Raw genomic sequence first — 25,793 nt, 5'->3', positions numbered from 1 at the left:
TAGACATTTTAATAATGCATACTGAAACACTTGTGGCAGACATCCGCATCCTGTTACTGCCATTGCCAGAATTTGCGATGCTGCCCTTCGGGGGTTTTCTGGATAAGCTGCGCTTTACCGCAGATGAAGCGGATTACAGCCGTCAGCGCCACTGCACATGGCATATCCTGGGCCTTGAACCTGGTCACGTAGAATCAAGCAGCGGCGTTGCCGTACAAACCCAGGTCACCCCTGCGGAAATCAGCTATCAAGATTTTGATTACCTGGTTGTTTTTGGTGGAAGAAGTGCCAAAGTGACACAAGCACTGGCCCCGCACTATAAAAACATCCTGCGTCGGGCAGCAGGACATGGGGTAAAGCTGGTTTGCATCGACAACGCCTGCTTCCTGCTGGCGGCATGTGGACTGCTAACAGGTCACAAGGTCGCACTGCACTGGCGACACGAAACTGAATTTCGCGCCGCCTTTCCCCGCATAGAAGTCATGAGCGATCAAATGTACTGTTTTGATGGCAACCGCATCTCATGCGCCGGTGGCACGGCAGCGATAGACCTTGCCGTAGAAATGCTGACACGTGCCTGTGGGCGCACCAGGGCACTGAAAGGTCTGGCGGACATGCTGGTGGATGAAGCGCGCAGCAGCGGTCATCAACTGCGGTCATTGGATAACGAAGTCAATACAGGACGCCATGTAGGTCGTGCCATTGCACTCATGCGTACCCTGCTTGGCAGCAGCAAAACTGCCGACGAACTTGCCAGCATGGTCGGCATCAGCCGCCGCCAACTGGACCGCCTGTTCCTGGCAAGCCATGCCATGACCGCAAAAAACTACTGGAACGAAATAAGGTTACAGCACGTGCAATGGCGCCTGCTCAATTCTGACCACAGCCTTGCCACCATCGCAGACGAAGCAGGCATTTCAGACGTCAGTTATTTGGGAAAAATATTCCGCAAACGATTCGGCACATCACCAGCGGAATTTCGAAAAAACACCGCCCTGCACCTCTCCACTCCTGAAGTGTCGAGGCAGCTTACATCGCCTTGAGATTTCCCCGCCTCTGGCCTGGCATTGACAACAAAAAATCTGATATTTTTTTGCCAATTTAGCCATTATTTTTGCGTAAGCTCAACAATACTGCATGACAAAAAAGACGATCTGCAAATATAGGATTACACTAGAACCCATTCAGGCACCATGCATATGATGCCTTTTTCGCTCTGCCAAATAATTAAGGAGCATACGTATGCAGTACTTGCATGACCGGTTTGGTGTGCCAGATGAAAATCTGCTGGCTGCACAAAATTCCGCTTCCAAACAAAAGAATCACTCTTTTCAGACCTACGTTCCAACCCGCAAGGAAGTCGCCAAATTGGGGCGAAAAAAGATCACATCGATATTAATCGACTGGATGTGCCGCAGCCCGACAGAAATCATTCCCAGCCGCACCCAGATTATCGAAGTAAGAGATATTCTGTTGACCAGAAAAGACGCCGACAAACTCAGCGGCCTGATCACGATGTGCAACTACTACATCACGAACGACTGACATGTATTATCCATAAAAAAAGCAGCCCGAAGGCTGCTTAAAAATACGTCAACACCGAGGAGATGTTTGACTTAGTGTAAAGGAAAAACCTTACAGGTTTGTGACATCGTGCATGAACCGATATGATCAACTCGAACAAGACCCACTCTTTGAACCATCAACTACAGCGACAAATGCGTATTCACAATTAAATGATGCTACGCATCACAAACTTCAATACTGATGCCCGCAAAACCAGCGCAGCAATCAACCCACATACTCAACCCTATCCCGTCCCTGCTGCTTCGACCGATACAAAGCCTGATCTGCGTGTGAGATCAATTCAGTTGCTGTCATTGGTTTTTGTGAATCAAAAGCGATCACACCAAAACTGCCAGTGACGTTGATAGATTGTTGTTCGCCAATGGCAATCTGCTCTTCACGGATCGATTGAAGCAGTCTTTCAACCAGGCCTTTTCCATGGACTAAATCAAGCCCGGGGAGGATGATCAAAAATTCTTCGCCGCCGTAGCGGCCAACCGCATCATACTGACGCACCGTGACATTGAGGCGGCGCACCACCTCTATCAACACTGCATCGCCAGCAGGATGGCCGTAGGTATCGTTAATGCGCTTGAAGTGATCCAGATCCAGCAAGACCAGTAGCAAAGGGGTTTTCTGACGTTCTGCTTTCCCCAGTTCCATTTCCAGAATTTCCAGCATGGCAGAACGATTCCATGCCGACGTCAAACCATCCCTCAAAGCGCGGATTTTAAGTTCTTCGCGAGAAAGCTCCAATTCCCTGGTCCGTTCTTTGACTATGGCTTCCGTCTTGGCCTGGAGTTCGGTCAACTTGCGTAAGCGGTAAGTATGGATCACAAAAACCAGAATCAGAAAAGCCGTACCCATCAACATATAAAACCACATTGTTTTCCACCATGGTGGCTGGATGCTCAATTCAAGATACTTGATAGCGGAAGCTTGCTGCGCGTCAGAGTTGCTGACAAAGTATTCGAAACGATAGTTGCCGGGTTCCAGCGCCGTATAGCGTACTTTAGGTGTCGCCGATGTGGACCAGTTTTTTTCCAATCCGCCAAGCCGGTAATTAAATTCAAGCGCACCACGGTTCCTGAAATTGAGGCTGGCCAACACAAACTCCAATGGCTTTGTAGACCAAGGCAGCTCAATTGCCTTGTCAACTGAATAGAACGCGTCACCACGATGAATATTTTCGATCAGTGCACTGAGTTCATACGCCTTGAATAAGCGTTCAGGACGAAGAATGTGTGAAATGCCGTTGCTGGTTGCAATCCACATTGCGCCGTCAGGATCTTCATAAAAGCTGCGGCCATTGGTTTCATTCCAGACAAAGCCATTGCTTTGATTAAATAATCGCCACTGTTTTTTGTTCCAGACTGCGATACCTGCATCAGTACCTATCCATAACCAACCCCGGCTGTCTTCCAGCAAAGAAAATATCATCTTGTTTTTCAAAACGGGGGAATCTTGCTGGATTGCTTGCAATGCCCCATTGCTGACTTTTGCCAGCACCAAACCAGCCAAACGTGTACCAATCCATAAGCTATTATCGCCAGCGCAACTGAGGGCACCTAATTGGGGTGACGCGTCTTTGAGTTTCACCTCAAAATTCTTCCAGTTTTTACCATCAAAGCGCAGCAACTGATTTCGGGCCAGAAACCAGATGTTTCCATCCGGGCTTTGGCACAAATCCCTGATCATTGCGGCTTTTTCCGTATCCGGGCCATCCAAACCAGTTGGACGGGTTACATTAATTTTGCTGGCATTGGTATCAACAACAAACAGGCCATTGACTGTCGCCAACCAGATATACCCTCTGGTATCCGACAGCATCTGTATAATCAAAGGGAGCTTCGCTACCTCTTTATAAGTCTGGCGCTGCGCGTCGAAACGCATCAACTGCCCGCTAAAGGTACCCCCCCACACTGTTCCCGCGCTGTCGACCACCATGCCTGACCATTGATGATCAATTTTTCCAAGTCCATCTGTAATGGCCCTGAATTGCCGCAAGCGCGGCTCTAGCTGCGCCGGCCCGGAACGCGTGCCCACATGAAAAACACCGTCCTGCCCCCTCGCCATTGACAACACCACATCGTCAGGCAAGCCCTGCGCCATGGTCCAGCTTTCCCAATTACCGGACCCCAGCCACTTGATCAAGCCAAGCCCGCGAGAACCCAGCCACATGCCGCCATCCTGGTCAAACAGCAAGCCAGTCAGGCCACCGGCTATTTTTAAGCCATTCTGCCTGCCAAAACTTTCCCAGTGATCTTTGTTCCAGCGTATCAGTGCCTGATCAGCATTCGTAAGCACCCTGCCCTCGGCATCGGCAGATATCCAGGTGACCAGGCCCTTCTTATGCAAGATGTCGCCTGGTGGTGTTCTATCTTTAAAACGGGTATCGTTAACTTCCAGAACGACAATATGCTGCTCGCCTCTGGCCCAAAGCTGCCCACTACTGTCACGATGAAAGCTAAGCCATTGGTCGCCCGGCACACCCAGCGACACATCCCACACACGCACCTTTGTGTCACTGTATTCACAAATGGATTGCCCACACCCCAGCCAGATATCCCCGCTTTTATCCCTGTGCACACCAAACAAGGTATCCGGTACCGACAGAGTAAGGCTTTGCTGGTTCGGGAAAAGAACAGACAACTGAGGTTTGTCGCCCTGCATGGTCAGCGCATACAAGCGTTGCTGACTGACGAAAAACAGTGTGCCATCAGGCGAAGAACTTAATTTTTGACCAGCAACGATGGGCAGCTTCTTGCCATTATCCAGGATAGGTACAAAACGCCCGCCCCTCATGACATACAGCGTGTCACTGTCGGCAACCCACAAACGATTTTGCGAATCAACATGCAAGGCCGCCACAAATGGTTCGGCCAGCCCTTCAGCTTTGGAATAGCGACGAAACTCGCTGCCGTTATACCGAAACAAGCCATTTTCAGTACCAACCCAAATATAGCCATCTCTATCAGTCACCATTGCACTGACCGACAGATTGCTAAGACCATCTTGTTGCGTGAAGTACCGAAGCGGCATTTGTTGCGACCTGGCTGGCACAGCCCACATCACCAGCATCAACATCAAGGCCATCAAGCGAGTAAACCAAGGTAATAATTTACCCACGTAACAATACAATTTTGCAGCTCCTTAAATTCGACGTAGCGTCATTTCGCTGAATACATATGCAATTTAAAATTCAAACGAATTTCTGGTACCGGTGACGACCATAGAGTTGCCACATACAAACCCTGCCGATTACCAAGGATTGGGAATTCAGCGCTGTAAGGGTAGCATGTCACAAAATAAATAAATGCGCTATAAGCGCAAGTATAAGATATGCGGGTTTCAGGGGAGTGACAGACATAGTAGATGACAAAAACAGCCGCGACGCCTCCAGCGGCGCACACGCCAATGGTACAACCATGCACAGTAGATCGTCCAGGGCAATAATGATAAGCTAGTCCACCGATACCCAATGTAAAACAAATTATGCATATCGTCGTCCGCCCGGCTAAGGGCTTTCTATACTCAACAAAAGTTCATGAATTTCCGGTAGATATCGAAATCATGACTGATGTCCCCGTTGAGATCACCGGTCCTGTCGACGTCACATACGCCATGCTCACCAAGGTTGAAGATGAAGATTTGTCGTTTGGATACGGCCAACGCATTACACCAGGAAAAAGGCCATCGATCATTCTGACACCCAGCATGCCTTTGCTGATACAAATAAATGTATTTGAGCACGATAATGATTTCAGTGACTTTGTGCCCAGTGAATATCGATGCGAAATTAACGTGCTAGTAGAAGTAAGAAATGAAACCAAGAATCAGATGCTTGATCTGCGGGGAAGTTTTGTTATTGACATACCTTGAACTCGCATATTAGCGATTTTCAGCCCGCGTAGGGGCGTTTAGCTGCGCGTAATCGCTCATCGGACTAGAAATGTATGAATGTCAAACCTGATCCTGCGCCTAATGGTATTAATTTTAAAAACATCGTACAAATTTGTATTCAATTAAACCAAAAGCAACCAACTCGCCTTATTTTCATTTAGTAATTTATTTAGTTCTTCGCTTGTAAAGATATTAGATGAACTTATTCGCTCAACTAGAGCGCCGTAGGCTGTGTTGCTCCTGGTAAGTCCGCACCAGTTGTTGTTGGAAACTTGATTATTGTCTCAAAATCTTCTTTAGTCATCAAATCAAACAGTGGAAAAATGACTTTGCCTATAACATTATTTGCAGAGTTAAATGAGCCGACATTTGAAAGCAATGCCATTGCACGTTTTTTCGCGAAATGAGCTAAATTAAAAGATGTAATCGCCATGTGAAGTTCATCAGTGGTCAGCAAGCGTAGGTACAAGCCCCGCGTATTCGCGCCTACGCGGGCTGCCCCCCTCCCTCTAGCCTTTAAGTCAAACTTGCAAACAAATAGAAAGTAATTCCTTTAGATGAAAAATACAAAAACAACCTTTTTTTCCGATATTAAAAAATTCTTGGAAGTTTTCGTTTTTGCAACCGTTATTGTGACGATGGTTGCATGTGCAACACCTCCCGTGATAGCAGATTTAAAACCTCCCAAAAATAATGCCCCTCCAATAGAACTGAAAGAAAATCTTTCTTACACAGTCATTGGCGCATTTGGAAAAGAATCTACTATCGGAATATTGCATGGTCCTTACCGATTGCATTTGGAAAATTCCATTGGAAAATATTACATTGGCCAACTTCCGTCAGTTTGGTGGAAGCTAGGTGACGATATAATATTTGCTTACGGGGGAATTTGGATTCCTAATGACTCGTCGCTGATGCCATTTTTTTACTTTACACCAAGTCGTATTGCGTACAGCGCAAAAACGTTTGGAGAAGCTATAGCCAAAAGAGAAAAAGCACCCCTAGCTTTCGAAGCAAAAAATGAAGATTCTACGGCCATACAAGCGCTTGCAATGCGAAGTACGCCTGCAAATATGTCACCGGTTCAAGCTGGAATCGCTGGTGGTATAGTAGGGGGAATCATGGGGGGAATTATGAGCCTTGATATTCCATCAGGATATCCACCGCCAAAGCCTGGTCCAGAGGCTGAGTCATTTAAAAATTCGGCTCTTCAGGTATTCAGCCCGAGTAAGGGCGATTAGCTGCGCATAATCGCCCGCCGGGTTGGGAATGCATGAATGTCAGTGTAGTAATCGGCTCGATGCCGAAAATCGCGCCGAAGCAAACACTGAAATTTACTGATTGGAAATCAATGACTTAGAATGTATGGTTAAGAGACCTGACACCTCGCACGTGTGTGATACTTGCCAAAAAACTACGGAGACTTCAATTGGCGAATGGTTTGACTAGGCTGCAGGCGCGAGAAGCGATCCGAGACACTTGTGGTGAAGGCTGGCTGCCCTTAGTCGACGAAGTATTCGAAAATTTACCTCCACATATCTCGATAACGTGTGCGTTCCAAAAATGGGGGGCATTAAGATTTGATCTTGCTCCACACAACGACACGGCGTTCACCGACTACTTAGACGATGTGGCTGAGCGAAGTCTGGCAATCTGTGAGACTTGCGGCGCGACTGGACTTGAAATGATCATTGATAGCTGGGTTGTCACACGATGCGACTTGCATTCTGCAGGATGGGTATGGCGAAGCGACCAGCCTGACTCCGAAGCCCAAGTAAGGTCGACAAGCAGCGCCTAATCGCCCAACGGGATTGAAATGTGTGAATGTCAGATGTAGCCCGCGTAGGCACGAATAGATTCTATGGTTCCCCGCGTATTCGTACAAAGTTAACCGCCGAAACGCATCAGAGATTAAATTAGGAACGATTACTTGAAAATACCAGCCTCATTTAAGGCAACTCTTGATGAATACAAAGCGTTATGGTTCGATGGGTATTTGGCAATCGAATATTTTGCCAACAATACTGGAGAAAAAACCGCCTCATCAATCGCATCTATATTTGGTAACAAGCAAGCGATTCAACAACTCAACGCTCTCGGGGAAACACGTATTGCAATTCATCCTCAAATTTTGCATGAAATTGATGAGCCTAAACGAATACCCAACCTTATTTTTTTGCTGCAAAATGAAATGTCTATGTATTCGTCTCAGAAATATTCAGATGAATATCTAGAAAAAATTGCGATGGATTTCCTAAAGGATTTTCATAAACCACGTACTTTTGTTAATTTCCATTTTAAGGGCAACTATAGGTCATTCAGCTGGAACACTATGTTTGGTCATACCACGGAACTTTTTTTCTGCGCGATCGATGATAAGCACATGAGTTGTCTGCTCTATACAGACGATGAGTAGTATCGCAATGACCGACGAAGAAAAATATCTTTCTGGGATGAATTTGGAAGGTCTTTCACCCAAGCTATACAAATATATATTGCGCTCGCTAAATCCAACAGTGGATACCCTATCACCCAGTCGTGCCTGGGCTGCAACCAATTTTTTGAAAGTGGAAGTAAGCGTAGGTACGAATAGCTTCGCGTAATCGCTCGACGGGTTGAGAATGCATAAATGTCAGATCTGTCCCTGCTCTTTGCAATTTCACAGAGGCTTAAAATGGAGTCCAATAAGTTTTTTTTCTTTTTTTCAGCATTAATTACATCTTTATTTTTCTATGGATTGCTTTGGTTTAAGTACAAAAAAATGTCGCCCAAAGTCACGGTTATTGTGGCGACATTGGGATTTATATTCTCATTAATTATGGGATCAATTGGTTTGTTTTATAAATAGAGCGCGTAGATACTGTTATTCCTGTCAAGCCAAATGCAAGCTAGCATCGAATGGTTTTCCAGCCCGCTTAGGCGTGAATAGCCCAGCGTATTCGCACGCATGATTCAGTTGTGGTTATTGATATTTTTCAGCATCGACATGCGTGCGATTACGTTTCACTAATCGCGCCTACGCGAGCTGGTGCAGCGTGAATATGACCGCCACTTATACAAAGATAGAAACGTTGTTGAACGTTTTTTCAATCGCATAAAGCAATTCCGCAGGCTTGCAACACGGTATGAAAAATTGGATAGAAACTTCCTTTCCTTCATCAATCTTGTATTTGCTTACCTTTGGATTTATTGAATGTTAACAGCCCCTAGGTTAGACGGAATTTTTTCCACCCTATTCGAAGTTAGGACGCACGTAGACAATGCAAACAAATAAAATTTCACCACGCCTCCTTGCAATGCTGAGTCTTGTTCTCTATTTTATTTGTTTGGTGACGCCTGCATATCACCCTGTTATTGGCTATGCCGAGGCAGGCGTCTACTATGGTTGGGCAGCGCTTTTGTTGGGTCCGATAGGACTATTCGGAGGGCACTTCTCGTGGTTAGCCAATCCATTACTTTGGTTTTCCTGGTCTAAGTTTGAGAGTAAAAATTACAATGCCGCCCTCGGGGCTTCAATATTGGCGATTATGATGGCTCTTACCTTCCTGCTTAACGGAACTATTCCAGTAGGCAGTTCAGGTAGCTATAAATACGAGGTGCTATTCGGCTACTACCTCTGGCTTGGGAGCGTCGTGCTTGCTGGTTTTGCCGCGGGCACTTCCCGCAAACGAAGCCAAAGTGCTCCTAACTTAACAGCCGAAGAGACGCCGAGCGATGAAGCCGCGCGGCGCTCCTCACTCTAACTTTATACACCGCAGCTATAACTGAACTCAAGAAAGCATGGGAGTTGTATTTGGAAAATAGCAATGAAAAAGCGCTATTGAATGCTATCGATCAATTCAGTATTCCATTACCCAGCGAATATGACATCCCATTCGCGCATCGGATTCGTGACCTAAATATTGGTGGTCGTATATTCAGGGGGGGCGGATTGCTGACGAATCCAAAACGGTTTACATACGTGAATGTGATACCCCGTCGTTTGATAAAGATGGTGTTCCAGATTGGCTTAAGAGCGAGAAACTTCAGCGTTGGGTTAGGTTGGAAACTGAGGCAGAATTAGATGAAGAATATGAACACAAGACAAAAACAATTTGAGAAATGTTTCGGTAAATGCATAATCCTGCGTGCGATTTGCTAGTACATTAATCTGTAATTTAGAGTTGTAGATGCTTCCAGACCGTTCCAATGCTAGCCAACAATTAATGGCACAAATGGCATGCTGACGAAAGCACGAAAAGAAAAAGCCCTTGATAATCAAGGGCTTTTTCGTATTCCGTGGCGGAAGCTGTGAGATTCGAACTCACGAAGGCTATAACACCTCGCCAGTTTTCAAGACTGGTGCATTCAACCGCTCTGCCAAGCTTCCGAGCCACCAATTATACCCTGATTATGCCTGTTCAACAAGGCTCAAATTTCTGTATGAAAATTCTTGTCCAGCAGGCTGATGATTTGTTCCGGGCTGACGGGTTTGGAATACAGGTAGCCCTGTACCTCGTCACAGCCAGCTTTGATCAAAAAATCGAGTTGTTCGCGGGTTTCTACACCTTCTGCGATGACTTTATGGTGTAACTGTTTGGCCATGAGGATGATGGCGCTGGCGATGGCGCAATCGTTGGGGTCGGTGGGTATGCTTTGTATGAAAGAACGGTCGATTTTTAGCGTTTCAATAGGGAAACGTTTGAGGTATGACAGGCTGGAATAACCGGTGCCAAAGTCGTCCAGCGCCAGCACCACGTCTTGTGCGGTGATTTGTTCCATGATGGCGATGACGCTTTCCGAGCTGTGCATGAGCATGCCTTCGGTGATTTCCAGTTCCAGCCACTGGGGTGATATCTGATGGTGCTGCAAGGCTTCTTTAACACGCACGGGCAGGTTATTGGTAAATTCTCTCGCTGACACATTCACGGCAATGCGGAAAGGTGCAATGCCGCTGTCTTGCCAGGCTTTGGCCTGGGCGCAGGCGGTTTCCAGCACCCATTCATCAATTTGCAGGATCAGGCCGGTTTCTTCGGCAACGGGGATGAACTCTACTGGTGAGATGTAACCTTTTTCTGGATGATGCCAGCGCAGCAGTGCTTCAACGCCGATGATTTTGCCGCTGGCCAAGTCTACCTTGGGTTGGTATACCAGATAAAATTCCTGGTTTTCCAGCGCCTTGCGCATGGCAGATTCCAGATACAGCCTGCCAGCTATGCTCTGGTTCATGTTGTCGCTGTAAAACAAAAAGCTGCCGGATACGTTGCCGGCACTGCGCTTGGCTTTCACCATGGCGATATCTGCTTTTTGAAGCAGTATGTCTGCACCAGCGCCATCTTGAGGGAAAACGCTAAGGCCGATGCTGGCACCTACCCGCAGTTCATGCCCTTCCACGACAAACGCATTCTCCAGCGCGTGCAGCAGCTTTTGCACTACCAGGCTGGCATGGAAATGCTGGTTAATATCCAGCAGGGCAATCGCAAATTCGTCACTGCCCAGGCGGGCGACGATGTCGTTTTCACGCAGGGTAGTCAAAAACCGTGAAGAAACCTGGCGCAGCAGTTCATTGCCTATTTCATGACCCAGGGTGTCATTGATGAGCTTGAAGCGGTTCAGGTCAATAAAGATAATGGCGGCGCTGGTGTTATTGCGCTGTGATTGCAACAGGGCATTGTCCACCAGTTGTTTGAACAGGCTGCGGTTAGGCAGGTTGGTCAGGGCATCGTAATAGGCCAGGTAATTGATTTTGTCTTCGGCCGCTTTGCGTGCAGTAATGTCGCTTAAATAGCCGATGATGCCTATGGGCATGCCATGGCTGTCGCACAAGGGTGACAGGTTCAGGCTGGCCCAGAATACTTCGCCGGATTTCTTTTTGCGGCGCACTTCCATCTCGCGCCCACCCTGCTCCAAAAAACTGTCGTACAGCTTGAGGTCATCATGATCTTCGTCGTCATACAGAAAAAGAATGTTCTTGCCGATGACTTCATGCGCGTCATAACCGAAGAGTTTTTCTGCACCACGGTTCCAGCTGATGATGAAACCTGCCAGATCCATGGTAATGACGGATTCATGAATCTGATCCAGTATCTGGGTCTGCTGTAGTTGTGCCTGGGCGGATGCCTGGTATTGCTTGTCCAGCAAAGCGCGGCGTGAAAACAGTCTGGCCGTCAGTGCAGCCAGGATGTTCAGCTTTTGTATGTCGGCTTGATTGATGCGTCCCATTTTACCGGACAGCACGTAATAACTTTCGGCAGTGGCTGCACAATGAATGGCGTCCGGCATCTGCCCTGGATCGTGCAAGCCACGTTTGAAGGCAGCATTGGCATCGTTAAAAATGGCACTGGCGATACGATTCAATTCTGCATCCAGCGCTTCATCTTGCAGGCACAAGACTGCCTCGCTCAGGCTGACACCGATTTCCAGTTCGTTGATCGCAGACGGCATGCTCATGGTCACATGTCCTGGCAAACTTGGTTGACCCATGCATAGGCAGAGATCACGCAGTCATAATACTCGTCTGGCTTGAGTCCGGTTTCGCCAAGCAACGTCATGTCGAAATGGGCATACGCACGGTCAGCCCGCTCTACCAGGTCCAGGCATTTGCCCAGTTGTCCGGATTTGTGCAGCAAGGCATCCAACACATCAGTATGCAAATTCAGCGGTTGCAGCACTTCTGCCAGCGGGTTGCCAAAGAGTTTGTCCAGCAATGAAAACATGCCAACCATGAAGGCGCAATCCAGTTGGTCTTTGTTGCCGCCCTGCTTGTGGCAGATAGCTTCCATCAGGCTGGCGCGAAAGGCAGCGCGTGGCATCAAGGGGTTCAAGCCACCACCATTGTCGTGCTGGCGTGCATATAACAGCAATTGCAGCCATCGTTGCAACTGCCGTCGGCCCAACAGGTTGATGGCCTGGCCAAAACTGGATACGCGCACGGCCTGCGCAAAGGCGGCTGAACTAACCAGTTTAAACAGCATGAAAGACAGCGTAGTATCTTGTTTAAAGAGCTCTTCCAGTTCACGCGATTCTGCGTCCCTGGCGACAAGGCCCAACAGCTTCAGCAAACGCGTTCTGGCGCTGGCATCGGCGGCCTTGTTGCTGGCGGGCGGATTAAACGCATAGTCGCCAGCAAACCATTTGAAACCTGCCTCGTCGGCCTGCTCTTGCATAACAGCGCTGGACAGGTTTTTTGCGAGGTGTATGCCAGTATGCAGGCGCCCCAACCAGGGTTTGACCTGGGCTGGTATGGCAGCGTGGCAATCCACCGCAAGGTGTCTGGCACCTTCCCAGGCGGGGTCACAACTGGCGTTAAAATCATCCAGCAGCACAGCAACGCCCAGTGAAGAAAAATGCTTTAACCTGAGTTGTATCTCTTTATCGCTGGCATGCGTCTCTGGCACACACAGTTTCAGCCTTGCGACAGGCAGGCGCGTGTCCAGATCGACAGGGATCTGGGCAACATCACTGATTTTTACCAGCAATGAAATGGGGCTTAGCCTGGAAAAGAATTCACTTTCGTTCAAGAACTGAAGAATTGAAAACACTTCTCCCACAGGCATATCACCAAAATCAGCTTGTAATGCCTGTAGTTGCTGCTTGCCGTTCATGACTGGCAAAAATGTGCCAATTCCTCGGTTTTGTGTCATAGGTGGAAGCGCAATTTGGATCAAAAATTGTTACAGATATTAATTTGAGAATTTACCAATTGCAACACAATTTAATGCAACACATGAGGTATTTCGACTATTAACGGCAGGACAGCCTGTTTCCTTTAAAAACCAGACCAGAACTTGCTATCTGCTTAAGCAGGTGTCGTAAAAATGCTTCACTGCAAGATATGCATGAATGACAAACTGTTGACGAAATGCATAAGCATTTTACAAAATTGATGGATGATGTACCTGTCAGCTTCAGGTAGTTTTCAAGAAAATCTGTTGCAGATCATTTAAGAACAATTTGCCCAAAGGCGTGGGCGAGATGGTCTGGTGATCGCGGTATAGCAAGCCCTTCTTTTCTGCTTCAAGCAACTCGCTCTCAATGGTATTGAGCAGCATGCCGGTACGTTCCTGGAACAGGTTGACGTTAAACCCGCCTTGCAGGCGCAAGGCATTCAGCATAAATTCAAAACCCATTTCATCCGGCTGGATTTCAGCGGATTCCTGCACTGCATTGCCACTTGCCACGGCATCCATATAGGCTTTCGGCTGCTTGTAGCGTGCCTGCCTGACCACACGGTGCGGAAATGACAGCTTGGAATGTGCACCTGCGCCTATGCCGAGGTAATCGCCAAAGTTCCAGTAATTCAGGTTATGTCGCGATTCGCGTTTTGCCTGGGCATAGGCTGACACTTCGTAATTACCATAGCCGGCAGCGGCCATATTGGCATGGATAAGGTCCTGCATTTCGGCACTGAGGTCGTCATCCGGTATGGCTGGCGGGTATTTGGCGAAATAGGTATTTGGTTCCAGCGTCAGGTGGTACAGGGACAAATGCGGTGGCGCAAAAGCGATGGCAGTTTCCACGTCTTGCCTGACCTCTTCCAGGGTCTGGCCGGGCAAGGCAAACATCAGGTCCAGATTGAAATTATCAAAATTTGCCCTGGCGATATCAATGGCGCGACGTGCCTCGTCACCATCATGGATGCGGCCCAGCGCTGCCAGGTGGCGCGAATTAAAGCTTTGTATGCCGATGGACAAGCGGTTGATGCCGCTCTGGCGGTAGGAACGGAATTTTTCTGCTTCAAAGGTCCCAGGATTGGCTTCCATGGTGATTTCAGCCGCACCATCGAGTGGCAACAGGGTGCGTACGTCTGACAACAACCGGTCCAACCCGGCTGCCGACATCAGGCTGGGGGTGCCACCGCCAATGAAGATGGTGTATATCTTGCGGCCCCAGATCAGGGGCAAGGCCATTTCAAGATCAGCCCGCAACGCATCCAGATACGCCTGCTCATCAAAGCTGCCACGCACTTCATGCGAATTGAAATCGCAGTAAGGGCATTTTTTAACGCACCACGGAAAATGTATATACAGCGACAGCGGTGGCAATTGCGTCAGGTTAAGGCTGCCCGGCGACAAGAATTGGCTGGCCACGTTTTGTGGCACCGCCGATAAATCGCGTTTAGCTGCTTGAACTGCAGGTGTTGCCGGAATAGGCTTGATCGGTATCATCTGAGTTTTTCAACCAGGGCACGCAAAGCCTGCCCACGATGGGATAACTGATTTTTTTGCTCTGCCGACAGTTCGGCCACGGTCTTGCCAAGGCTGGGCAAGAAAAAGTGCGGGTCATAGCCAAAACCGTTTTCACCACGGGCATCAGCAATCAGCTCCCCTGCCCAGACGCCATCAGCAATCACTGGCTGCGGGTCAAATTCAGAACGCACAAACACCAGCACACAATAATAATAGGCTGACTTGTCAGCAATACCAGCCAAATCAGCAATCAGTTTTTGATTATTCCGCAGGTCGGATTTGGGTTCACCTGAATAACGGGCAGAAATCACACCAGGAGCACCGTTGAGGGCATTCACGCAGATACCGGAATCATCTGCCAGCGCAGGCAGGCCCGTCAGGCGCGATGCATGCCTGGCCTTGGTCAGGGCATTTTCTACAAAGCTGGGATAAGGCTCCTCTGCTTCCGGCACCTGAAATTCTGATTGCGAGCACAGCGTGATACCCAGCGGGGCAAGTATCTGGTAAAACTCTTTCAACTTGCCCTGATTATTCGATGCCAGGACGATTTTTTTGTTCATAGCGCTACCCTCTTCAGCTCGCCTGCAAGCCCAGCACCTGTTTTTGCAAGGCGATCAGGTCGTTGATGCCTTCCTGCGCCAGATCCAGCAACTGATTCATGGTGACACGATCGAAGGTTTCGCCTTCGGCAGTGCCCTGCACTTCGACAAAATGACCGTTTTCTGTCATGACCACATTCATGTCGGTATCGCATTGCGAATCTTCAAGATAATCCAGATCCAGTACAGGGTGGGCATGATACACACCAACCGAAATCGCAGCGACAAAATGCTTGACTGGCACACGCGCGATAAGCCCACGCTCAACCAGTTTTGAAAACGCATCATACGCTGCCACCATGGCACCGGTGATCGAAGCAGTACGCGTGCCGCCATCTGCCTGGATGACATCACAATCAATATGCAGCGTGCGTTCACCAAATGCTTCCAGATCAAAAGCAGCGCGCAATGAACGGCCTATCAAACGCTGGATTTCCTGGGTGCGGCCAGATTGTTTTCCCTTGGCTGCTTCGCGGTCCATGCGGCTGTGGGTGGAACGTGGCAGCATGCCGTATTCAGCAGTCAACCAGCCCTGGCCCTTACCTTTTAAAAAGCCGGGCACCTTGTCTTCGATGCTGGCGGTACAGATAACGCGGGTGTCACCAAACTCGATCAGGACCGAGCCTTCTGCATGCTTGGTGAAATGGCGGCTGATGACAACCGGACGCAATGCGTCCGCTGTACGCCCGCTAGGGCGAAATGTATTTGACATGTATTTTAGTTTTTAGAAGTAATGCGTGACGATTTGTGTATCGCGTTGCGGATTTCGGCAATAGCCTTTTCTATTTCGGCGTCATTGAAGACGTCACCATCGCTGGTTTCCACTTCGGCATCCATAGGCGCCTGTATGGTGGTCGTGACAGAACCGATGGGCAGCGTATTGGTGGAGATGATGGTGGAATTATCCATCCTGTCATCACCTTCCCACATCATGGCCAGGGCGGTGACATTGTCACTCTGCTTGCCGGCAATATCGACGGCAGAGCGTATCAGTTCAGGCACGGCCCGCACGATGGTATGGTCATGCAGGCGCTGTGCCAGCATATGGTCGGGCAATACCGACCACAGGCCATCGGAGCACAGCAACAGCAAATCACCTGGCTGCAAGACTGCACGGCGCGACAATTCAACGATAGGTGCATTCGGCGCACCCAGGCAATTGAACAATTTGTTGCGGTCGGGATGGGTATGGCGCTCTGCCGGATCAACCTTGCCTTGGGCAATCAAGGTTTCCAGACGTGAATGGTCTTTGGTACGAAGCAGAATCTGCCCCTGACGTATCCAGTACAAACGCGAATCACCGCAATGCGCCCAGTAGGCATAACCATTCTGGATCAGGCAGGCGACGATGGTGGTACGCGGGGTTTCCGGCAAGTTGTTGATGGCGCGATAACGATGTATCTCTTGATGCGCAGCCAAAAAACTGTCTTCCATAAACCGCTCCGGGCGCCCTATCATCGGGTGCGCCTGCTGCTGGAAGAGATTGCCTATGGTCTGCATGGCAATGGCAGCGGCCATTTCGCCCATGATATGACCACCCATGCCATCCGCCAGCAAGAGCAAAATCGAATCGCGAGTGAAGCTATACCCCATTCGATCCTGGTTGACCTTACGGCCACCAATATGACTTTCTTGATAAACGGAAAAACGCATGTGATATAAAAGTTAATTCTGATTTAATTCAGTTAATGGGAACTTCTGTTCATTGGCACAAAAAGTGGCGTCAAAGACGTCACCATTTATAAAAATGCAACCTAATTCAAGGTACTCTCTTGAATTGTTGTATGGTCGCTTTCTACTTTTTTTCTTTTGCCATTGATGAAAGTGGTTATCTTCAAGCGAATTTTTTCCATGAAAGTCAGTTCCCGCTGTGGCTGCGCCTGTATTGCCAATGCTTTTTGCAGGGCAAACACGCTTTGCGGACGCTCCAGCGAATCCAGTTGCAGACACCAGCGTACCACCTCGATCAATTCGCTTGAGTATAAACCTTCCAGCTTACGGTAATGCCCTTCCATCTTGTCATTGGTCTTGCGCTGGTCAGACGGTTGTGGCGGCGCACCGACCATACAGGCAAATATCGAAGCACCTATGCTGTAAATATCAGTCCAGGGCCCAAGGTTACCATTTTTTTGATATAACTCTGGTGCCGCAAAGCCTGGCGTGTACATAGGGTACAACTTGGGTATATCTGTTTTCAGGGTTTGCCGGGCAGCGCCAAAATCGAGCAGAATCGGCGTACCATCCAGGCGCAGGTAAATATTGGCCGGTTTTAAATCCAGATGCAGCAGCTTATTGGTGTGCACCTCACGCAAGCCATTCATGACCTGATTGAACATGCGTCGGATAAAGCGTTCTGACACCAGCGGTTTTTCACCCTTGTCGCGGCGACGCAAGATATGCTCTTGCAGCGAACGCCCCGATTCATAGGCCATTACCATATAAACCGTTTCGTTCGCCCGGAAAAAATTGATAACACTCACCACATTGGGGTGAGAAATGCGGGCCAGTGCACGGCCTTCTTCAAAAAAACATTTCAGGCCTATGCGATAAATCGGCAAATTCTCATTCGAGATCGCAGGTACCAGCTCGCCCTGCTGACGCAAGGCGAGTGAACTTGGCAAATACTCTTTAATGGCGACGGCATTGCCGTCTTCATCAGAAGCCAGGTATACAATACTGAAGCCACCGGACGCAATTTTCTTTACAATGCGGTATCCGGCAATTTCCAGTCCATCTGGTAGAGGTGCGTTATTTTGTGCGGCCATCAATCTTCCAATTCACTTTACAAAACGGATTGTGTTGATTATTGCGGTATTTGTAAAGAATATCCTAGTGTCTATTGCGCAATTTTGCCAATCTTATACACAGTTCATCCCTTTTAGAGGAAATACTTTGAGCATTTTTAGCATGACTGGCTACGCCACCAGCACCAATGAAACCGATGCTGGCACCATTACCATAGAGATTAAAAGTGTCAATTCGCGCTTTTTGGACCTGCAATTCAGGATCAACGATGAATTTCGTGCGGTCGAATCACAGTTCCGGGAAGCGCTGACACGCAAACTAGCCCGTGGCAAGGTCGAGTGCCGCTTCAGTTTTGGTAAAAAAGTCGCAGAAACCAATCATAAATCGCTCAATGCCAGCCTGCTGGAGCAATTGTCCATTTTCCAGACGACGCTGAAATCCCGGTTCCCTGAAGCCGCGCCCCTCACCACCAATGAAATCCTGCGCTGGCCGGGCGTGATTGAAGAAGGTGAAATCAATGCCGAGTTTTTGCAGACCGCCATCAACGATACCATCAACAAAACGCTGGAAGCTTTTGTCACCAGCCGTGAACGTGAAGGCGCCGCACTGGAGCAGGTATTGATCAGCCGTATCACGGCCATGGAAGAAATTGTCACCCGCATTACGCCGCTGATGCCGCAAATTGTGCAGCAATTCCAGCAAAAAGCCACCACCAGGCTGGAAGAAGCACTAGGGCTGGCCTTGCAGTCAGGCGGGTCCAATGCCGGCCAGACCATCACTCGCGAAGAAGCGCTCGACCGTATCCGTCAGGAAGTGACCGTGTATGGCATCCGTGTCGATGTGGCCGAAGAACTGGCACGCCTGTCTGCCCATCTGACCGAAACCCGGCATATCCTGAAAAAAGGTGGACAGGTCGGCAAACGACTCGATTTCATGATGCAAGAGCTGAACCGCGAAGCCAACACCCTGGGTTCCAAGGCGGCTTCAAAAGAACTGTCGGATGCTTCGATGGAATTAAAATTATTGATAGAACAGATGCGCGAGCAAGTGCAAAACCTTGAATAAGCAGGCACATTTGCTTATACTCCCGCCACTATTTTCTCTGGGAAATAATAGCAAGCGGGTAGCAAGCAAGGCAGACAGCGCTTTCATGCCTGTTTCTTGAACATCAAACGCTTAGTTATTGACCAGAATTAACCACACCGGAGGACCGACCCATGCAAGCCAATACTTCGACTGCCGGCAGTCTTTTCGTGGTCGCCGCGCCTTCTGGTGCGGGCAAATCGACCCTGGTGAATGCCCTGCTCGCTCAGGAACCGGCGATCAAGTTGTCGATTTCGTACACCACACGGCAGCCACGACCAGGCGAACAGAATGGTCGTGAGTATCATTTCACTACGGCAGAAGACTTTCTGGCCCGTAAGGCGCAAGGCGAATTCCTGGAATCGGCGGAAGTGCATGGCAATTATTATGGTACGTCACGCATCATTATTGAAGACCAGATGCGTTCTGGCACCGATGTCTTGCTGGAAATTGACTGGCAAGGCGCGCAACAGGTCAGAAAGCAATTTCCCGGTGCTGTCGGCATTTTTATCTTGCCGCCATCGATTCCGGCGCTGGAAGAACGCCTGAAAAAACGCGGCCAGGATGAACCGCATGTGATTACCAAGCGCATTTTGGCTGCGGGCGGTGAAATGGCACACTCTCCTGAGTTCGAATATGTTATTATTAATCAAGACTTTGCGATAGCCTTGTCAGAATTAAATGCAATCGTGAAAGCAACGCGCTGCCGATTTGCACAACAGGCAACTCGCCATTACGAGCTATTTGCCCAGCTTGGCATTCACGCCAATCCGAATTAATTCGCAAAACCCCACTTGGCAGCATTGGCATTTTTTAGTATTTTGTAAATAATTTAGTATTTAGGAAAAAAACATGGCACGTATCACCATTGAAGACGCTCTGAAACAAATCCCTAACCGCTTCCAGTTGACCCTGTGTGCTACTTACCGTGCCCGCCAATTGCTGCAAGGCCATACGCCAAAAGTAGACTCCAAGGACAAACCTACCGTGATCGCCCTGCGCGAAATCGCTGAAGGCAAAATCGGTATTGAAATGTTGAAGAAGGTACCTGTTTAAGCGTCGTTCTACGATAGATTTATTGATATCGTAATCCAACACGCTCATATCAAGCCAGTATTCATCGGCCGGGACCACTCAGAATGAACCTTAATGACAGTTATTCATCTCTGGAAATCAAACCGGCCGAATCAGCATCAGTCGTGCTTCCTCCTGCGCGCGCCATTCCCGCAAAACATGCTTCGCCACTCGACGACCTGAGCGGCTTGCGCGTGCCTGCCAATAGCACAGGTGTAGCATCCATCACCGCGCTGACCAATCGCATCGGTGAATACATGTCTGCCAGCGAATTGAAGCTGGTCAAGGAAGCTTATCGCTTTTCAGATGAAATGCATCTGGGACAAGTGCGCAAGTCGGGCGAACCCTATATTTCCCATCCCATTGCTGTTGCAGAAATCTGCGCTGAATGGAAACTGGACGTGCAGGCCATCATGGCGGCACTGCTGCATGACGTCATGGAAGATCAGGACGTCAAAAAAGAGGAATTGATAGAACGCTTTGGCGCACCGGTGGCGACTCTGGTGGATGGCTTGTCCAAGCTGGAAAAAATTGAATTCCAAAGCCAGATCGAAGCCCAGGCAGAGAATTTCCGCAAGATGTTGCTGGCGATGGCCCGCGACGTCCGCGTCATCCTGGTCAAACTGGCTGACCGCCTGCACAATATGCGTACCCTGGGCGTCATGTCGCCCGAGAAAAAACGCCGTATCTCGCGCGAAACCATGGATGTGTATGTGCCTATCGCGCACCGTCTTGGTTTAAATAATATTTATCGTGAGTTGCAGGACCTGGCGTTTTCGCATTTATACCCCATGCGTTACCGCACCCTGTCCAAAGCAGTCAAGGCAGCGCGCGGCAATCGCCGCGAAGTGGTCAACAAGATCATGGAAGCAGTCAAGTCCACCCTCGCAGACTCTGGCATCAAGGCCGAAGTCTATGGGCGCGAAAAGACGCTGTACGGCATCTATCGCAAGATGCATGACAAACACCTGAGTTTTTCCCAGGTACTGGATGTATATGGCTTTCGCATCGTTGTAACCGACCTGCGTGAGAGTTATTACGCACTGGGCAGCCTGCACGCCCTGTACAAGCCCATGCCAGGCAAGTTCAAGGACTATATCGCCATCCCCAAGACGAATGGTTACCAGTCCTTGCACACCACCCTGATCGGCCCGTATGGCACGCCAGTCGAATTCCAGATCCGCACCCGCGACATGCATCATGTGGCCGAATCCGGCGTTGCCGCACACTGGCTGTACAAGAATGAAGAAGGCAGCCTGACTGACCTGCAACAACGCACACATGCCTGGCTGCAATCACTGCTGGATATCCAGAAACAAACCGGTGATTCGGCTGAATTCCTGGAACACGTCAAAATCGACCTGTTTCCTGATTCCGTCTATGTATTCACCCCAAAATCCAAAATTATTGCGCTGCCCCGCGGCGCAACCGCTTTGGATTTTGCCTACACCATTCATACCGATATCGGTGACCAGGCCATCGCCACCCGCATCAATCATGAACCTGTACCGCTGCGTTCAGAATTAAAGAATGGCGACATCGTTGAAATCATTACTTCGCCCAATTCGCGCCCTACGCCGAACTGGCTGACCTATGTGCGCACAGGCAAGGCGAGGTCGGCGATCCGGCATTACCTGCGCACCATCAACCTGAATGAATCGACCGAACTGGGCAAACAGTTGCTGGCGCAGGCATTGCTGTCAGTGAACCTGAACCCCGATCTGCCACAGCCACTGATCGATAAACTACTCAATGAATCCAGTGCCAAGTCACTGGATGAAATTCATACCGACATCGGCATAGGCAAGCGCATGGCCTCGCTGGTTGCCAGACACATTCTGGATCTGGTTGAGGATGATTCCCCTTCCATTCCTTTCCAGCAGTATGGCGACAAGATGGCCAATAAACGTGACCCTGTCATCATTTATGGCAGCGAAGGTCTGTCGGTACAACTGGCAGCGTGTTGCCTGCCTATTCCCGGCGATGGCATTGTTGGCCAGTTGAAACGCGATCAGGGTCTGGTCGTACATACCGATGATTGTGAACACGCCAAGCGCCTTCACATCAAGGAACCGGACCGCTGGATAGACGTTAATTGGGGTGAAGACCTGAACCGTCGCTTTGATTGCCGCATTGCGGTCACCGTCACCAATGAACGCGGCGCCCTGGCACGCATCGCTGCCGAAATCGGCGAATCCGATGCCAATATCAGTCATGTCAACATGGAAGACGGCGATGCCAATGACATGACCAATATCCATTTCACAATACAGATAGAAGGTCGCACCCACCTTGCCAAAATCATGCGCAATATTAAACACCTGACCGGTGTCACGCGCATTGTCAGAGAACACGGCTAAGCTACCTGGGCCTCCTCAGCAGCAAACACACGCCAGCTAGCAAACCATACTGCCGCAAGTTCACGCCGGGTAGTCAACTTCCAGAATCGTCAGCTCATCAACCCCACCAGGCGTGCGCAGGGTCACGGTATCGCCTATCCTGGCCTTGATCAGGGCGCGGGCCACTGGTGATATCCAGCTGATCTTGCCTTGCAGAGGATCAAATTCATCTACTCCGACGATGCGGACAGTCACTTCATCGCCATGCTGGTTTTCATAGGTAACGGTGGCACCAAAAAATACCTGATCCGAGCCATGATGGACGCTGGAATCAAATACTTCGGCAATATCAAGGCGCTTGGTCAGAAAGCGTATGCGCCGGTCTATTTCACGCAGGCGCCGTTTGCCATAGATATAATCACCATTCTCTGAGCGGTCACCATTTGACGCCGCCCAATGCACAATATTGACTATTTCGGGTCGTTCCACGTCCATCAGATGCAAGAACTCTTCCTTCATGCGCTGGTGTCCCTCCGGCGTCATGTAGTTTTTTACGCCAGCAGGAATAGCCGGTGCGGCGAATTCTTCGTCGTCATCGGAGTCTGACTCTTTGGTAAATGCTTTGCTCATTGCGTGATTGTAACGGACTTGAAGGATTTAATTTTCTTTGTAGCACCAAAATCTGTGCATCCCTTATAAAATAGCTAGGATCTGCATGTAGGATGCAATTAAATTTAAAGCAAGAATGTTACCGCTACGATCTGGTTCAAACCAAGCCCTCTAGCGATGCCCGCATGGTGTGGCAAGCTTTGCATCCTTCAGTAATGTGCAGATGTCTGAACAAGAAATGGATTTTGCATGACAGAAAAAGCAGCAATTAATGTACTTATCGTAGACGATCATGCGGTTGTCCGCGAAGGCATTAAAAGCATCATAGCTACCAGTGCGGATATCGCCGTCGTTGCCGAAGCAGAAACCGGCCTGGAAGCCATACGCCTATGCCGCCAGCATGAGCTGCAAGTGATTTTGCTGGATATTTCCCTGCCCGACAAGAACGGTATCGAAGTGCTGAAACAGATCAAATCAGAAAACCCTGCGGTTGCCGTGCTGATGTTTTCCATTCATAGGGAAGACCAGTATGCAGTGCGGGCACTAAAAGCCGGGGCAGCTGGTTACCTGAACAAGCAAAGCGCAGGCAGCCAGATTCTGGATGCCATACGCCAGATTGCACGCGGCCTGAAATACATCAGCCCGCAACTGGCACAGGAACTGGCCAACAATCTCAACCAGGAACATGAAGATGCCCTGCACAAGACTCTTTCAGACCGTGAGTTTCAAACCATGACGCTGATCGCCTCGGGCAAATCGGTCAGTGACATTGCAAAAGAATTGTCACTTTCTGTAAAAACCATTAGCGAATACCGCTCGAGAATTCTTTTGAAGATGAAATTGCGGCACAATGCAGAGTTAACGCACTATGCCATCAAGAATCAGCTTGTAGATTAGAAGGCAATATCGATGTGTAATCCGACCAGAACTTCAGCAATACTTTTATTGCAACACCTTTGTTGGTAACGCCATTGGCAGAGCACCATGTCAAAAACTCCAAATAATTCGCAATTCAAAACCCCGACTGACATCGCGCGCGAAACCTTCCGGCAATTGGCCATACAAAGAATTGCGCCTACACCTGACGCATACCAGAAACTGTATAACGACATATCCGGTGTGATTGAACCACCACCGGCAGTCGTTGCCGAAGCTTTAGCTCCTGTATCGGAAGCCGAAAATTTACTGGGTAGTTTCGCTACCGGTCTGCAAGCCTCGCAAACCGATTTATCGACCTTTGGCCTGCGCGTTAATCGTGCGATTAAATCCGGCAACTGGCCTGACCTGGGTCGTGCGCTGACACAACTGACAGAACGCATTACCGCCCCGCCCCCCGCACCAAGCAGCAACAATATCAGCCTGGTTGATCCGGCACCGGTGCCGCAGACAAAAAATATCTCGCTAGTGGATGATGTGCCAGTTGAAGATACGCGGGTACGCTTGCTCAAAGATTTGCTGCATCGCACACTGGCGCTGGCGCTGACCTCGCTGCTCAAACCCAGCCCACCGCTGGCCGGCGAATCTGAAAGTCTGGCACAGGCAGTCAAAATTGCAGGCAACGAAAGTGAACTGAACCACATTGCCGCTCGCCTCAAACAATTATGCTTTCAAATCGAATTGCAAAGCGGTGACAGTGCAGAACAGCAGGAACTACTGTTGCGCCTGTTTGATTTATTGTTGACGAATATTCATGATCTGCTCGATAACGATAACTGGCTGCGCGGCCAGATTGAAGTGGTGCAGAATCTGATAGCCGGCCCAATAGATCACCGCGCCTTGCAAGAAGCCACCCGCAGCCTGAAAGACGTGATCTACAAGCAGGGCATACTGAAATCCAGCATTGCAGAGTCAAAAACCTCCGTCAAAAATATGATGACGGCGTTTATCGACAGGCTCAACGCCATGGCTGACAGTACTGGTGCCTACCAGCATAAAATGGGAGCCTATTCAGCGCAATTGAGTACCGCCAGAGATATTGCTGAAGTCAACGGCCTGATCACCAGTATTCTCAATGAAACCAAGGAAGTCCAGGTTGAAACCCTGCGCTCCAGGGACATGATCGTGGCGGCACAGAAAGAAGTCACTGAAGCAGAAGCACGCATCAAGGAACTGGAAAACAAACTCGCCCAGATGAGTGAACTGGTCAGGGAAGATCAGCTTACCGGCAGCCTGAACCGACGCGGTATGGATGATGTGTTCGAGCGTGAAGCAGACCGTGCGGACCGCCGGCAAACCCCGTTGTGTGTTGCCTTGCTTGATCTGGACAATTTCAAAAAACTCAATGACACTCACGGCCATGCGGCAGGTGACGAAGCACTGGTGCATCTGGTGCGCATAGTCAAGCAAACCCTGCGTTCTATCGATATGGTAGCCCGCTATGGTGGTGAAGAATTTGTCATCATCATGCCGGAAACCGAGCTAGAGGAAGCCGCGCAGGCGATGATACGTGTGCAGCGCGAGCTGACCAAGCACTTTTTTACGGCAAACGAACAAAGGCTGTTTATTACCTTCAGTGCCGGTGTCGCCTTGCGCAACCCGAAAGAACCGCAGGATGCCACTATCAAACGGGCAGACAAAGCCATGTACGAGGCCAAACAGTCAGGCAAAAACCGGGTGATCAAGGCACCCTGAGCTATCAAACAGCACGCATCAATAAAAACGCAGGCCTGATGCCTGCGTTTTTTATCCGCAAACCCCTGGGCCAGGCA

At 49.3% G+C, this 25,793-nt stretch carries 23 protein-coding genes and 1 tRNA gene; 13 read left to right on the top strand and 11 right to left on the bottom strand.

From position 1 onward, the window contains the following. The first annotated feature begins 14 nt into the window (after positions 1 to 14). Positions 15 to 1,043 carry a GlxA family transcriptional regulator gene (locus ACO0LK_RS09125; protein WP_422974270.1) on the top strand — a complete coding sequence of 343 codons (1,029 nt, stop codon included), beginning with the start codon at positions 15 to 17 and terminating at the stop codon, positions 1,041 to 1,043. 199 nt (positions 1,044 to 1,242) lie between these two features. Then, entirely contained in the window at positions 1,243 to 1,545 is a 303-nt protein-coding gene (locus ACO0LK_RS09120) for a hypothetical protein (RefSeq protein WP_422974268.1), read from the top strand. A 246-nt stretch (positions 1,546 to 1,791) separates the two neighbouring features. Here the strand turns inward: ACO0LK_RS09120 and ACO0LK_RS09115 are convergent, their stop codons facing one another. Continuing rightward, a complete protein-coding gene (locus ACO0LK_RS09115; protein ID WP_422974581.1) occupies positions 1,792 to 4,662 on the bottom strand; it encodes a ligand-binding sensor domain-containing protein in 2,871 nt (956 codons plus the stop codon). A 399-nt stretch (positions 4,663 to 5,061) separates the two neighbouring features. Between ACO0LK_RS09115 and ACO0LK_RS09110 the strand changes: the two genes are divergently transcribed. Continuing rightward, complete coding sequence (locus tag ACO0LK_RS09110) at positions 5,062 to 5,448, top strand: hypothetical protein (RefSeq protein WP_422974266.1); 387 nt, start codon at positions 5,062 to 5,064, stop codon at positions 5,446 to 5,448. A gap of 235 nt (positions 5,449 to 5,683) precedes the next feature. Here the strand turns inward: ACO0LK_RS09110 and ACO0LK_RS09105 are convergent, their stop codons facing one another. Then, entirely contained in the window at positions 5,684 to 5,902 is a 219-nt protein-coding gene (locus ACO0LK_RS09105; RefSeq protein WP_422974264.1) for a hypothetical protein, read from the bottom strand. Positions 5,903 to 6,026: 124 nt separating this feature from the next. On the opposite strand from ACO0LK_RS09105, the gene ACO0LK_RS09100 reads away from it, so the two are divergent. From ACO0LK_RS09100 to ACO0LK_RS09085, 4 genes are all read left to right on the top strand, one after another. Further along, on the top strand, positions 6,027 to 6,710 hold the full coding sequence (locus ACO0LK_RS09100) for a hypothetical protein (RefSeq protein ID WP_422974262.1): 684 nt from the start codon (positions 6,027 to 6,029) through the stop codon (positions 6,708 to 6,710). A gap of 689 nt (positions 6,711 to 7,399) precedes the next feature. Further along, complete coding sequence (locus ACO0LK_RS09095) at positions 7,400 to 7,885, top strand: hypothetical protein (RefSeq protein ID WP_422974260.1); 486 nt, start codon at positions 7,400 to 7,402, stop codon at positions 7,883 to 7,885. Between the two features lie 612 nt (positions 7,886 to 8,497). After that, positions 8,498 to 8,662 (top strand): transposase, encoded by a 165-nt coding sequence (locus tag ACO0LK_RS09090; protein ID WP_422974259.1) that lies wholly within the window; start codon positions 8,498 to 8,500, stop codon positions 8,660 to 8,662. A 67-nt stretch (positions 8,663 to 8,729) separates the two neighbouring features. Then, positions 8,730 to 9,212: a hypothetical protein gene (locus ACO0LK_RS09085; RefSeq protein ID WP_422974257.1), complete on the top strand. Its 483-nt coding sequence runs from the start codon at positions 8,730 to 8,732 to the stop codon at positions 9,210 to 9,212. A gap of 536 nt (positions 9,213 to 9,748) precedes the next feature. Here the strand turns inward: ACO0LK_RS09085 and ACO0LK_RS09080 are convergent. The 8 genes from ACO0LK_RS09080 to ACO0LK_RS09045 all read right to left on the bottom strand — a co-directional run bounded on the left by ACO0LK_RS09080 (position 9,749) and on the right by ACO0LK_RS09045 (position 18,000). Beyond that, a tRNA-Ser gene (locus tag ACO0LK_RS09080) sits at positions 9,749 to 9,838 on the bottom strand. Positions 9,839 to 9,879: 41 nt separating this feature from the next. After that, positions 9,880 to 11,898 carry a putative bifunctional diguanylate cyclase/phosphodiesterase gene (locus tag ACO0LK_RS09075; RefSeq protein WP_422974255.1) on the bottom strand — a complete coding sequence of 673 codons (2,019 nt, stop codon included), beginning with the start codon at positions 11,896 to 11,898 and terminating at the stop codon, positions 9,880 to 9,882. Positions 11,899 to 11,900: 2 nt separating this feature from the next. Beyond that, the gene (locus ACO0LK_RS09070) at positions 11,901 to 13,091 is read right to left on the bottom strand and encodes an EAL and HDOD domain-containing protein (protein ID WP_422974253.1); all 1,191 of its coding nucleotides are present in this window, start codon (positions 13,089 to 13,091) and stop codon (positions 11,901 to 11,903) included. Between the two features lie 264 nt (positions 13,092 to 13,355). Beyond that, positions 13,356 to 14,615 carry a radical SAM family heme chaperone HemW gene (hemW, locus tag ACO0LK_RS09065; RefSeq protein ID WP_422974251.1) on the bottom strand — a complete coding sequence of 420 codons (1,260 nt, stop codon included), beginning with the start codon at positions 14,613 to 14,615 and terminating at the stop codon, positions 13,356 to 13,358. Further along, on the bottom strand, positions 14,612 to 15,196 hold the full coding sequence (gene rdgB, locus ACO0LK_RS09060; RefSeq protein WP_422974249.1) for an RdgB/HAM1 family non-canonical purine NTP pyrophosphatase: 585 nt from the start codon (positions 15,194 to 15,196) through the stop codon (positions 14,612 to 14,614). Before rdgB ends, hemW begins: the two co-directional genes overlap by 4 nt. 13 nt (positions 15,197 to 15,209) lie before the next feature. Beyond that, on the bottom strand, positions 15,210 to 15,947 hold the full coding sequence (gene rph / locus ACO0LK_RS09055) for a ribonuclease PH (protein ID WP_422974247.1): 738 nt from the start codon (positions 15,945 to 15,947) through the stop codon (positions 15,210 to 15,212). Positions 15,948 to 15,952: 5 nt separating this feature from the next. Continuing rightward, positions 15,953 to 16,888 (bottom strand): PP2C family protein-serine/threonine phosphatase, encoded by a 936-nt coding sequence (locus tag ACO0LK_RS09050; protein ID WP_186946556.1) that lies wholly within the window; start codon positions 16,886 to 16,888, stop codon positions 15,953 to 15,955. A gap of 101 nt (positions 16,889 to 16,989) precedes the next feature. Further along, entirely contained in the window at positions 16,990 to 18,000 is a 1,011-nt protein-coding gene (locus ACO0LK_RS09045; RefSeq protein ID WP_422974244.1) for a serine/threonine protein kinase, read from the bottom strand. A 142-nt stretch (positions 18,001 to 18,142) separates the two neighbouring features. On the opposite strand from ACO0LK_RS09045, the gene ACO0LK_RS09040 reads away from it, so the two are divergent. The 4 genes from ACO0LK_RS09040 to ACO0LK_RS09025 all read left to right on the top strand — a co-directional run bounded on the left by ACO0LK_RS09040 (position 18,143) and on the right by ACO0LK_RS09025 (position 22,497). Then, positions 18,143 to 19,045, top strand: a complete 903-nt coding sequence (locus tag ACO0LK_RS09040) for a YicC/YloC family endoribonuclease (RefSeq protein ID WP_422974579.1) — start codon at positions 18,143 to 18,145, stop codon at positions 19,043 to 19,045. A gap of 152 nt (positions 19,046 to 19,197) precedes the next feature. Beyond that, on the top strand, positions 19,198 to 19,842 hold the full coding sequence (gene gmk, locus ACO0LK_RS09035; protein WP_422974242.1) for a guanylate kinase: 645 nt from the start codon (positions 19,198 to 19,200) through the stop codon (positions 19,840 to 19,842). Between the two features lie 73 nt (positions 19,843 to 19,915). Continuing rightward, complete coding sequence (gene rpoZ, locus ACO0LK_RS09030) at positions 19,916 to 20,119, top strand: DNA-directed RNA polymerase subunit omega (protein WP_186946559.1); 204 nt, start codon at positions 19,916 to 19,918, stop codon at positions 20,117 to 20,119. 83 nt (positions 20,120 to 20,202) lie between these two features. After that, on the top strand, positions 20,203 to 22,497 hold the full coding sequence (locus tag ACO0LK_RS09025) for a RelA/SpoT family protein (protein WP_422974240.1): 2,295 nt from the start codon (positions 20,203 to 20,205) through the stop codon (positions 22,495 to 22,497). A 60-nt stretch (positions 22,498 to 22,557) separates the two neighbouring features. Here ACO0LK_RS09025 and greB read toward each other — a convergent pair whose 3' ends face one another. After that, on the bottom strand, positions 22,558 to 23,106 hold the full coding sequence (gene greB / locus ACO0LK_RS09020; RefSeq protein WP_422974238.1) for a transcription elongation factor GreB: 549 nt from the start codon (positions 23,104 to 23,106) through the stop codon (positions 22,558 to 22,560). 228 nt (positions 23,107 to 23,334) lie between these two features. On the opposite strand from greB, the gene ACO0LK_RS09015 reads away from it, so the two are divergent. Together ACO0LK_RS09015 and ACO0LK_RS09010 are read left to right on the top strand one after the other, a co-directional pair. Then, a complete protein-coding gene (locus tag ACO0LK_RS09015; RefSeq protein ID WP_422974236.1) occupies positions 23,335 to 23,982 on the top strand; it encodes a response regulator in 648 nt (215 codons plus the stop codon). A gap of 87 nt (positions 23,983 to 24,069) precedes the next feature. Further along, complete coding sequence (locus tag ACO0LK_RS09010; protein ID WP_422974234.1) at positions 24,070 to 25,716, top strand: GGDEF domain-containing protein; 1,647 nt, start codon at positions 24,070 to 24,072, stop codon at positions 25,714 to 25,716. The last annotated feature ends 77 nt before the right edge of the window (positions 25,717 to 25,793 follow it).

It is taken from the genome of Undibacterium sp. Ji49W (assembly GCF_049340205.1).
GTDB lineage: Bacteria > Pseudomonadota > Gammaproteobacteria > Burkholderiales > Burkholderiaceae_D > Undibacterium.
The sequence above is the reverse complement of the archived record's forward strand: the minus strand, read 5'-3'. Positions and strand labels throughout refer to the sequence as shown.